This window comes from Clostridium sp. AF32-7AC, from assembly GCF_003477925.1.
Lineage (GTDB): Bacteria > Bacillota > Clostridia > Lachnospirales > Lachnospiraceae > Otoolea > Otoolea fessa.
This window is the reverse complement of the sequence record NZ_QUEG01000014.1, coordinates 24,696-36,433: the sequence shown is the minus strand read 5'-3', so window position 1 is coordinate 36,433 and position 11,738 is coordinate 24,696. Positions and strand designations below refer to the sequence as shown.

8 protein-coding genes are annotated in these 11,738 nt (G+C 45.8%); 4 read left to right on the top strand and 4 right to left on the bottom strand.

The window, feature by feature from the left end; translation table 11 throughout:
* Positions 1–313: 313 nt before the first annotated feature.
* The 3 genes from DWZ45_RS13890 to pepD all read left to right on the top strand — a co-directional run bounded on the left by DWZ45_RS13890 (position 314) and on the right by pepD (position 4,608).
* Positions 314–1,927, top strand: coding sequence for an OPT/YSL family transporter (locus tag DWZ45_RS13890; protein ID WP_227589784.1), 1,614 nt, complete (start codon positions 314–316; stop codon positions 1,925–1,927).
* Between the two features lie 27 nt (positions 1,928–1,954).
* Positions 1,955–3,019: a hypothetical protein gene (locus DWZ45_RS13885; protein ID WP_022360655.1), complete on the top strand. Its 1,065-nt coding sequence runs from the start codon at positions 1,955–1,957 to the stop codon at positions 3,017–3,019.
* A gap of 140 nt (positions 3,020–3,159) precedes the next feature.
* Positions 3,160–4,608 (top strand): beta-Ala-His dipeptidase, encoded by a 1,449-nt coding sequence (gene pepD / locus DWZ45_RS13880; protein ID WP_182426687.1) that lies wholly within the window; start codon positions 3,160–3,162, stop codon positions 4,606–4,608.
* A 75-nt stretch (positions 4,609–4,683) separates the two neighbouring features.
* Here pepD and DWZ45_RS13875 read toward each other — a convergent pair whose 3' ends face one another.
* From DWZ45_RS13875 to DWZ45_RS13865, 3 genes are all read right to left on the bottom strand, one after another.
* On the bottom strand, positions 4,684–5,682 hold the full coding sequence (locus DWZ45_RS13875) for an isocitrate/isopropylmalate dehydrogenase family protein (protein ID WP_022360657.1): 999 nt from the start codon (positions 5,680–5,682) through the stop codon (positions 4,684–4,686).
* 385 nt (positions 5,683–6,067) lie between these two features.
* Positions 6,068–7,381, bottom strand: a complete 1,314-nt coding sequence (locus DWZ45_RS13870) for an SLC13 family permease (protein WP_118469468.1) — start codon at positions 7,379–7,381, stop codon at positions 6,068–6,070.
* Positions 7,382–7,394: 13 nt separating this feature from the next.
* Positions 7,395–8,258 (bottom strand): DUF6282 family protein, encoded by an 864-nt coding sequence (locus DWZ45_RS13865; protein ID WP_022360659.1) that lies wholly within the window; start codon positions 8,256–8,258, stop codon positions 7,395–7,397.
* A gap of 211 nt (positions 8,259–8,469) precedes the next feature.
* On the opposite strand from DWZ45_RS13865, the gene DWZ45_RS13860 reads away from it, so the two are divergent.
* Positions 8,470–9,390, top strand: a complete 921-nt coding sequence (locus tag DWZ45_RS13860; RefSeq protein ID WP_022360660.1) for a LysR family transcriptional regulator — start codon at positions 8,470–8,472, stop codon at positions 9,388–9,390.
* A 6-nt stretch (positions 9,391–9,396) separates the two neighbouring features.
* On the opposite strand, the gene DWZ45_RS13855 is transcribed toward DWZ45_RS13860, so the two are convergent.
* On the bottom strand, positions 9,397–11,376 hold the full coding sequence (locus DWZ45_RS13855; protein ID WP_118469467.1) for a LacI family DNA-binding transcriptional regulator: 1,980 nt from the start codon (positions 11,374–11,376) through the stop codon (positions 9,397–9,399).
* Positions 11,377–11,738: the final 362 nt, after the last annotated feature.

Here is an 11,738-nt window from a genome sequence, read left to right as displayed (position 1 = left end):
TAATTTAACACAGATATACTCTCTCCTTTCTGCGTGAATATCTGTATAAGGCGATTTCGTGGGTGGCGGGCTATATCAGATATGAAATAACGCACATCTAGTAGCAAGAATACCTGGGTATTCTTGAATTTGTAGACCAAAATTCAGACTACAGTCTGTATAATACAGATTTATCACTTTATAAAATAACATAATTTCATTTTATTTGATTTATATGCTAAGATCAAGACAAAGAAAAATATTTTTCGTGAATTTCAAAAAAGTATACTAATCTGAATTCATTCATTGCATGACAAAAGAAAGGAGGAAATTTATGAATAAAAAACACCCATCTGCATGGGATCCAGCTATTATGTTGTTAAATATTTTAGTTTCTGTGATTGGTTCAATCATTGGTCTCGAGTTAATTGCCAGATTGGGAATCAGTACAAATACATCCATCATCGGTGCACTGTTTGCAATTATTATTGCCAGAATTCCGTTGAAGATATTCCAGAAATATAAAGATATTAATACCCAGAACCTTGTCCAGACAGCTATGTCAGGTGCAACGTTCGCTGCTTCAAACGGTATTTTCTTATCCATCGGTATTCCTTATCTGTTAGGAAGACATGATCTGGTTATTCCAATGATGGTAGGTGCTTCATTAGCAGTAATCATTGATGCAACGATTCTTTATAAGGTGTTTGATACAGAGATGTTCCCGGCAAAAGAAGCATGGGCACCCGGTATTGCAGCAGCAGAGGCTATGCTGGCAGTTGCTGAAAAGGGAAAGAACTCCGTTATCCTTATGATTGGTATGGTTGGCGGAATCGTTGGAAAGATTTTTGGTATTCCGACCGATATCCTGGGCGTAGGCTGGATTGGAAATATGTGGGCTCTTGGTGCATTTGGCGTGGGCCTTCTGATTTCCGAATACACTCCGAAATTCTTCAACATCAAACTTGGCGATTACTATGTACCTCATGGTGTCATGATTGGTGCCGGATTCGTTGCTCTTATCCAGATGATTCTGATTCTTCAGAAAAAGAGCAAGAAAGAAAAAGAAGCGGCAGCAGCTGAGGCTGCAACTGGAAAGGTAGAAAAGAAAGAATTTACCAGAAGCTTAAAGAGCATGAAGTTCTCCCTTGCAGAAGGTTTTGGCGCATATATTCTGGTATCCATTGTTATGGCAATTATGTGTGGATTTTCGGCAGATATGAGTGCTGGAATGTTCGTATGGTGGATTATCTTTGCAGCCCTTTCTGCAATCATTTCCGAGCTGATTGTTGGTATCTCCGCCATGCACTCCGGATGGTTCCCGGCATTTGCAACAGCTTTCATTTTCCTGATTCTTGGAATGCTGTTTGGATTCCCGCCGGCACAGCTGGCAATCCTGGTTGGCTTTACTTCCGCAACCGGACCGGCCTTTGCTGATATGGCATATGACCTGAAATCTGGTTATATTGTCAGAGGCAACGGTGAAGATGTTCCGTTTGAGATGGAAGGAAGAAGACAGCAGTATATTGCAAAAATGGTCAGTGCTGTAATTGCAATTCTGGTTGTTCTCTTTACTTACAAAGCATATTTTGAAAAAGGAATGCTCGCACCGGTTGATGCTGTATATGTGGCAACTATTGATGCAGGAACTAATATGGCAGTAGCAAAGAACCTGATTATCTGGGCTATCCCGGGAGCACTTCTTCAGGCAATCGGCGGTTCAGGCCGTCAGTTAGGTGTTTTATTTGCGACCGGTCTTCTGATTGCTTCTCCGATGGCTGGTATTACAGTACTCGTTGGTCTTTTGATTCGTTACATTGTAGTTAAGAAATATGGTGATCTTGGACAGAGTAAACTGTATATTCTGGGTGCCGGATTCATTACCGGTGCCGCCCTGTACAGCTTCTTCAGCTCCACGATGAACCTTGGAAAGAAACTTAATAAATAAAAATATATATTATAGGAGGAACTTATTATGGAATATCCGGTTGGCGTAGAAATGTCAAACACTTACTTATCATTTGAAGTAACAAGTGCTGCTTTAAAACTGGTACGTGATTTCATGCTTGTAAAAGAGGGTGAAAATGTAGTTATCACCGCTGATACATCTGCAGATTTCCGTGTGGTTGAGGCGGTTGCAGGTGCAGCATATTCAGTTGGTGCAAATCCGGTTATTATTCACTATCCGACTTCCGGAAAAGCGTATGAAGAACCGATTCGCCCGGTTGCAGATGCAGTAGTGCATGCAGATGTATGGATTGAGTTAGCATACTATTGCTCTATGCATACTCCTTGCTTTAGAAAAGCAATGGAGAATGGTGCAAGATTTACTTGCTTAAATGGTATGGATGTTATCATGCTGGTAAATACGGTTGGCCGTGTTGACTATGATGTCCTGATTGAATTTGGTGAGTATCTGACAGATAAAGTTCATCGCTCAAATGAAGTAATTGTTACGGATAAGAATGGAACAAATTTAGTTGGCTACAATCAGGGACGCGGCGTTAAACATTCTGGACAGAGAGCAACCAAGAAGGGCTATCCGGTTATGTTAGGCGGTCAGGTAAGCTGGTGTCCGGTAGAGGAGACTATCAATGGTAAATTAATTTTTGATTCTGCTCTGTTCCCACCGGATACATTAGGTCTTCTTAACAGCAATGTAGAGCTGACCCTGGAAAAAGGTGTTGTAACAAAAATAGAAGGCGGAAAAGATGCTGCTATCTTCGAAAAATGGCTGAATAAATTTAATGACCCGAATATGTTCCGTCTGGCTCATTATTCCATCGGCTTTAACCCGGGCGTAACCAAACCTACCGGACGTATTGTTGAGGATGAGAGACTCTTTGGATGTATCGAGATGGGTATCGGAAGTCAGGGAGCCAGCTTAATGGGAGCTTGCTGGGATGCTGCTGCTCATACAGATGGTATTGTTTCTAAACCGACGATTCTTCTGGATGGCTATAAGCTGGAAGAAAACGGAATCTATGTAGATCCGGAAGCAAGAAAATTCTGTAAAGCACTTGGCGTTGAAGGATATTAATCATTACAATGGTAGTAAACATACCTAAATAATACCTCTAATTGGGAAAGGGCGCTGTCAGAATTGTCAGCGCCCTATTATCTCAAAAGCGTTTATCCTAAATTTTCGTATCAAATTGTATGTACGGGGAGATTATATTTATGGAAAGACAATCTAAAAATGAAAAGCTGCTTCAATATTTTAAAGATATCTGCCGTATTCCGAGACAAACCGGTGACGAGGAAGCGATCAGCCAGTATCTGCTCGATTTTGCAAAAGCCAGAGGCCTGCAGGCAGAACGGGATGCCCATCATAATGTGCTGATTCGGAAACCGTCAACGATTCCTGGATATAAGGGACCAACGGTTATTGTGCAGGGTCATATGGACATTGTCTATGAAAAGAGCGCAGATAGCACTCATAAGTACGAAGATGGTATCCATGTTGTGGAAGAAGATGGTTATTTGAAATCAGCGGATGGAACCTCTCTTGGTGCTGATAACGGACTGGCAGTTGCTTATGCAATGGATTTGCTGGATCGAAATGATCTGCCGCTTCCGGCCCTGGAGATTTTAATTACTTCCAGTGAAGAAGTGGGCCTAGAGGGAGTTAAGCATCTGGAACTTACAGATGTCAAAGGAAGCTATCTGATTAATTTGGATGCAGAAGAAGAAGGTGTTTTCTTTACAAGCTGTGCAGGAGGAGTCAGAACCGATCTTTCTCTTCCGCTGAAATATACGGGCTCAACGGAAGATATTGCATATACATTGACATTATGTGGATTAAGCGGAGGACATTCGGGTCTGGATATAGCTCTTGGAAAAGCAAATGCAATTCAGCTTGTGGGAAGAATTCTTTATCATATTGCTCCATTTGCACGTATTTCTTCGCTGGATGCGCCTGGAAAAGCAAATGCAATTGCATCTAAGGGAACGATTGTTATGCACACATCAAGTCAGGACGAAGAGGCATTATTAAAAGAACTCTCTAAACTGGAAGAAATGCTGAAAGCACAGTTTTCTGAAACAGAAAACCTGTCATTCCGCCTGGAGAAGGAAGAGCAGAAAAAAGAGGTAACTGTGTTTACAAAGGAAACGGTGAATTTGATTATCGAGGCAATTACGTTTCTTCCGTGCGGCGTTATCAGCCGAACCAGAGAAAATGTGGAAATGGTACAGACATCTTCTAATATAGGCAGTATGACGATTCAGGATGGAACACTTGAGTTCCTGTGTTCCGGAAGAAGCTCTGTAAAATTAGAAAAAGCACAGTTAAAAGAAAAAATGCAGATATTATCGAAGGCATTGGAAATGAACTGCACCTTCCATGGTGATTATCCGCAGTGGGAATATCGTAAAGAATCTAAACTTCGTGATATTTGTGCGAAGACATACCGTGAGTATTCTGGAAAAGATGCTGTTTTCACAGGAATTCATGCCGGAATCGAATGTGGATATCTGGCAGAAAAACTGGGAGATCATATCGATATGATTTCCTGTGGTGCAAATCTTTATGATGTTCATACACCGCATGAAAAAGCAGATGTGGAATCTTTCTATCGGATGGAAGAAGTAATTATTGCGATCCTTCAGGAGATTGCAAAAGCTTAGTGTTTAGCACAATATAATATATTAAAGCCCCGGAATCAAAAAATTCCGGGGCTTTTGCTGTGCGTGTATGAAGTTTTACAGTCTCGCAATCACTGCGTCCACATATTCCTCGGTGGTTGCAGTTCCATGCAGATCTCTTGTCAGGTGCTTGCCTTCTGCCAGAACCTCATCCACAGCCTTGCGGATGCGTCCGGCGGTCTCATTTTCACCTAAGTACTCTAACATCATGCAGGCAGACCACAGGAATGCGGTCGGGTTTGCCAGGTGCTTGCCTGCAATATCCGGTGCACTGCCATGTACGGCCTCAAACATAGCATAGTCAGAACCGATATTGCTGGATGGAACGAGTCCCAGGCCTCCGATCAGGCCGCTGCACAGGTCCGAAAGAATATCTCCGTACAGGTTCTGCATTACCATAACATCAAACTGGTTTGGATTCATGACAAGCTGCATGCAGGTGTTATCGATGATTTTATCATCACCTTCAATCTCCGGATATTCCTTTGCAATCTCTTTGAAAATGGAAAGGAACATGCCATCGGACATTTTCAGGATATTTGCCTTATGAATACAGGTTACTTTCTTGCGTCCGTTCTTTTTCGCATACTCGAATGCATCGCGGATAATGCGCTCGCTTGCCTGTCTTGTAACAATCTTAATTGCATGAACTGTATCCGGATTTACCTGCTCCTCTACACCAACATAAAGACCTTCTGTATTTTCGCGGAAAATCACGATATCCACATTCTCAAATGGAGTTTTTACTGCCGCGTTGGACTTAACCGGGCGGATATTGGCATACAGGTCATACTGTCCGCGAAGTGTTACATTCAGGGAGCGGAATCCTTTTCCAACCGGAGTCGTAATCGGGGATTTTAAGAGTACTTTGGTGCGCTCGAAGGAAGCATAAGCTTCCTCTGGAATCAAAGCACCGTTGCGTTTCCACTCATCCTCACCAACATTGAAAATTTCATATTCCAGCGGTGCATCTGCCGCTTTTAAAATCTTTAACACATTATCAACTAACTCCGGACCGATACCATCGCCGCGAAATACTGTAATTTTATGACTCATTTCTTTATCCTCCTTCTTGATTTTCCCAATCGTAACTGTTCAGTACCTTCACAGTCACGCGCAAAAATCCATTAAAAATTGCCTACGGCAATGGGATTTTTGCCTGCTGACCTACTGAACAGTTACTTCCAATCTTCATATTTTATCGAAAGCTGCCAGAACAGGCTGACAGCTTTTCGAACAAACAACTTCTCATTCAAGTCGAACGTCCGTGAGACTTGGCGCGTGATTCTGGTCAGCGTAAGCTGACATATTCTTTACAGAATCACTGCGCATCCTAGCGGAGCGTTTATCTCAGTCGGAGACAAGGCTTCCACTGAGACAAATTTGCTATTACTCACCACCTGAAGATGTGGGAGTTTTCTCGACTGAGATAAAATTTCCCTTACAGAACAACTGCTACAATCAGGTTATATACCGCACAGCAGATAACGCTGATCGGCACTGCCACAAAAAGCAGGCGGTTGAACAGGTGATTTCGGTCTTCCTCGTTTCCGCAGGAACCAAGAATCAGGCTGCCGCCGGATGAGAACGGGCTGATCGCACTGCTCTGTGCACCAAGAATCGTGCAGGCAAAGAGTGCTGCCGGATTTAATCCGGTTGCTGCCGCAAGTCCCGGAATCAGCGGGAACAGGGCTGGTGCTACAACACCGGTTGTAGAACTGAAGAAACTCATAAATGCGCCTACAAAGCTGAATGCCAGCGGAATCAGGGCTGTCGGAACATTGGAACCAATCCATGCAGATAATGCATCAATGGTACCGGCCTGAACTGCAACGGCGATAAGCATGCCGGCTCCGGCAATCATGAGGATGGTGTTCCACGGAACACGTGCGATAACTTCCTTCTGCGGTGCCAGATCAAAGAGCAGTGCGATGATGGTAAAGAAGAATGCCACCAGTCCTACATCAACCTTTCCGGCAATTTTTGCAATCAGCTCATTGCCAGGAACTGCCATCTTTAAGAGCGGGAATACCAGGACAATCACCATCATCAGAATCATTAAATGCAAGGTTGTTTTCTGTTTCTTGTCAAACGGCTCCGGGCGATTGAACGTTACGCCTTTTCCGATACCGCGGTTGCTCTTGAAACCGAAGCGGAAAATTGCAATCAGAATCAGAGAAAATACAATCGCGAAACCAAAAATTTTCATTTCATCTACAAAGGAATTCGTTGCTTCAAATGCTGGTTCTGCTTCATAAGCAGTATCAATCAGACCGCGGAATACGACGCCCAGCGAAGCTGTGGGGAAGTTTCCGCCTGCCAGTGCACCGCAGTTGATCGCCACCGCACCGGTCAGCTTGTCCATCTTTGCTTCCTCACAGATAAGGATGGTAATCGGTGCCAGGAATGCCAGAACGGTAAAGTATGCAGCGCCCATAACAGAAAGTACAACTGCTACAAAAAATAATGCAAAAGGAAGCATGCCCGGAAACTTACGGCACATATAGAGAAGACTGGCCGACATTTTTTCAAGGGTTCCATTCACAGCTGCAAAGTTGTAAAACAGTGATACTGACAGGATGACGAACATGGTGCTGACCGGCCAGAAGCCAATCAGTTCTTTTGTTTTCAATCCCATGCCAAAACAACCAATCAGGTATGCAAAGGCAATACAGAAAAATCCCGTATTGATTTTCGTTTTATATCCCAATATAACGGCAACCGCAATGGATGCCACCAAAACTGCACTTAACATATGACGCGTCCCCCTATTCTTCGATGCCCAACAGTTTTGCCGGAATAGTGTGCGTCATATGGTACACGTGTTCTTCCGGAATTCCATGATCTACCAGATACTGCATATATTCTGCCAGCGCCAGCTCCCAATGCGGGTTTTCTGTCTGGCCGCCATCGGTATCAACCATGACATTTTTATAGCCAACCTCTTTGATGAGTTCCAGGTTGTCTGCCAGATTGCTCTTATACTTTCCGCCGCCCATGTTCTGTGCATAGCAGCGCTCTAAGATAACGTCATAATCCTTTACCAGGCGAAGCTGATCCTCATGGCTCATGCCTACAATCCACCATTCAGGATGGGTTACAACGATGTTTTTTACTCCCATATCCCGTGCAGCTTCCACAACCGTGAAAATCTCCTCCGGTGCGATGTGAGCGGTTCCCAGTACCGCATTGTGGTCGCGGATCAGTTCCAGCACGGAACGAAGCTCCGGCACGATCTTTCCATCTTTTACGACCTCCACGCTCTGGCTCAGATCCTGGTTCATCTTCTGCATATGGTTCTTCGCCGACTGGGTCGGAAGCCATACCACCTTTGCTCCCAGGCGAAGCGCCACATCGACTGCCTTCGGATTGATGCCGCCGACTACCTTATTTAAGGTAATACTGCCAAACATCGTAAAATTGTTCGTTTTCCCGTGTACAATCTCGTTGTGGCGGTTGCACAGATACGCCCGATCCATCGTGGTTCCCTGATGTGTCTTGATGACGATAGCGCGTGCCCCAACCCGGATCGCCGCCTCCATCAGTTCGAAATCATCATACGCCCGCAGACGCAGATCTGGATTCGTGTGAACGTGCATGTCGATAACACCCTTCATTAAATCCTGTTTCATCTTGCTTATTCCTCCTATTTATAATCGTCCACAGAGGCTTTTTCAAAGCTGTGTTCCCTCGCCGGATTCCTATTCGATTTTCCAGCCGCTGCTTCAGTCTCTGCCATTGATTTTTGCTTGTTTTTATCTTATACTATTTTTGTTATAGGAGAAAGGCAAGATTTGTTATACCAGATATCGGAAATTCCGATATCTCGTGAGGGGGATTCTCATGGATTTAAAGGAACTAGACTATATCGTAACCGTCGCTAACGAGGGAAGCATCTCCCGCGCAGCTGAAAAACTGTTTATGGCGCAGTCGAGCTTAAGTCAGGCGGTCCGCCTGTTTGAACAGGATCTGGGGACGCCGATTTTCGTCCGTACTGCCCGCGGGGTCCGTCCAACCTCTGCCGGGGAGGCATTTATTTTCCATGCCAGACAGATTTTACAGCAGTACCAGGAGGCGCGCAGCGAGGCTTCGGATATTGAAAATTTAAAGGGCGGCACTGTCATTTTCGGCATCAGTACCTACCGGGGGACCTACCTGCTGCCGCCGGTCCTGAAAAAATTCCATGCCCTGTATCCACGAGTTCATGTGGAGATCTGTGAGATGGACAGTATTGATCTGGAAAATAAGATTTTAGAGGGACTTTTAGATCTGGCGCTGATAGCCGCGCCACCGGTTCGGATCAAACACGGTGTGGATTTCCTGATGCGGGATGAGATCATGATCGCCACCACCGCCGACCACCCGGTCATGGCGTTTGCGAAGCCATGTGAATCGGAGCCGGAACAGATGTGGATCGACCTAAAGGACACCGCACCATTTGAGTATATTCTGGGACCGCCCAGCACCGTCCTCGGACGGACTGGCCGCCGCTCCCTGCGCGAGGCTGGCGTGGAACCGCTGGGACTCGACACCTACCTCTCCGCCTCCTTCGCTGCGGCGATGGCGCGGGAGGGAGTCGGACTCGCATTTACTTACCGTTCCTGCCGCATCATGCGGGATGAGTTCCGCTATCTGCGGATCGGGAAAGATGGTATTTTCCTCGATCTGGCGCTCGCCTGGCCCGCTGGAAAATACCGCTCGCGGGCGGCGATGGCGCTCGCGAAGCTGTTTCAGGAGATGGCGCCGGAGCTGCTGAAGCGGTGAGCTTTTTTACCCCAGCTCCTCCGGCAGTGCCTCAAAGAAAATATCCTTCCAGGCACGTTTCAGCTGTTTTTCATGAACTACATAAGGCTGCACTCCAATATATTTTGGAACCTTATCACTAACCAGGGATTTAGCGACTGCAAGAGCGGCTGCTTTTCCCTGGTCATATGGTCTTTGGGTGCTGAGTCCTTTTACAAATCCTTGATTCATTTCTTCTGCAATCTCAAAATCCAGATCTGTGGTAAAGACAGCGATATCTGTCCGGTTCAAAGCTTTTAGGGCCTTGATGGCGAGCAGGGCGGGGCGGTCCCAGCTCACATAGAGCGCCTGGATATCCGGGTGCTCGTTTATCATCTCATAGCATACCTTGTAGGCATTTTCAATTTGAATAAATCCCTTTCTGGCAGTGATTTCAATGTCGGGATAGGATTCCCTTAATATTTTTTCGGCACAGTTATCACGCTCGGTAGTGCCATAAAACATGGCACCGTGGATGATGAAGCCGACTTTGGCGTGCGGTTTTTCTTTCAGATATTCACCGATCATGCGCCCTGTATTGGTGCCATTTTCCCGCTCATTGACGGAGATACAGGAGACGTAATTGTTCCGGCTGAAATTCTGCGGGACATTGCTTAAAAAGATCAGCCGCGTCATTTTGGACAATTCCTGAAATGCCGGACCCGTCTGGACATCGTCGGTGGGGATGGCGATGACGGCGTCCGGGTGCTGCATTTTGATGCTTTCGAGCTGCATATTCTGGAGGGCAGGATCAAAATGGGCGTCCATGGTGGAAATAATATCGATTCCGTACTGTTCCAGTTCATCCCGGATGCCTTTCTGATGCAGGGCAGCCCAGGCGGTTCCAGTGTAGTGGAAGGAGATGGCGACGCGGTAATTTCCAGTTCGCAAAAGCTGTTTTTCCTCCTTGGAGAGGCGGATGCTGTCCGGGGAGACGGCGTGTTCACCGAGCGGACCGTTGTCGATGATCCGGGTGGAATCACGCAAAATCAGCTCTACATCTGCGTAGCGGGTCAAAGGTGCGCCGGAGAGGTGGTTGATCTCGTCAAAGAGTGCCTGCGAGGCGAGTTCTGCCATCTGGTCGATGTCCCGGTGGATGCAGGATAGCGGTGGGGCGGTCAGCTCGCACCAGAGCATATCGTCAAATCCGATGATGGAAATATCGCGCGGACAGTCTTTTCCCAGCTCCCGCAGCGCCTTGAGAAGAAACATAGTCAGCCGGTTTCCACCGGCGATGATAGCGGTGGGGAGATACCGGGTGATGCTTTTCTGAATATTCAGGCTGATGGTATCACTGGACTGATACAGATTGATCTCCGCGATGCAGGAACTGCTCAGGGTATGGTTGGCGGAGAGAAGCGCCCGCTCATATCCGGCAATCTTGTCCTGTTTGGCGAGGCTGTCTGTTTTTTCTACCAGAAACAGCACATTTTCGTGTCCGCTCTCAAAAAAATAGGAAGTAGCGGAGTGAAATGCTTTGGTGTAATCAAAAAGGATCCGCGGAGTGACATCGTCATCGATGAATCGTTCGACACATACAAACGGGATACCGGATTCATAGAGAAATGAATAGGTAGCCGGATTGCTGCTTGCCGGGGAGAGAAAGATGCCGATGGTCTTGGCACTGGAGATTAAGTTTTGCAGGATGCTTTTCTCCTCTTCCAGGTTGTCGTTGGTGACGGCGGTGTAAAACTGATAGCCCTGGCTGGTCGCGTAGGACTGCAGCTGATTGCACAGATCGCAGTAGAGCGCGCTCTTGATATTTGGAAAGACAGCGACAATCTGTGAACTGCGTCCGCTGCGGATTTTACGCACCTTTTTTTTGATTTTTTCAGAATATCCACTTTCTTCAATAATAGCTTCGATTTTATCCACCAGTTCCGGGCTGACATAGCGCGTATGGTTGATAACATGGGAAACGGTGGCGATGGAGACGCCTGCCTTTGCGGCGATTTCTTTGATGGTCATAAAACTCCCCCTTTCTGGTACGGATTTAGTCCGGCTGTTCCTGCGCGGCTGGATTTGAATTTGCCGCAGTTTTGTGTTTCTGTTTTTTTGATTATAGCACAAAAATAGGAGCAAAACGATAAGGTAAATATAATTTACGTAAAAAATTAGAAAGAGCGGTAGAAGTGCATAAATATCAATAAAACAGGATGAATATATCGCTGAAATTAGTGCAATATGCCACAAGAGTATTGACGAAAGGGCATGGAATAGAGTAATATCTAGATATCAGACAGGGAGACTCCTTCCAGAGAGAAAAATTTTTACGTAAAAAAGAAAACTATAACAATCCGTTTGAAATGCACTAAATAGTGATGAAGTAA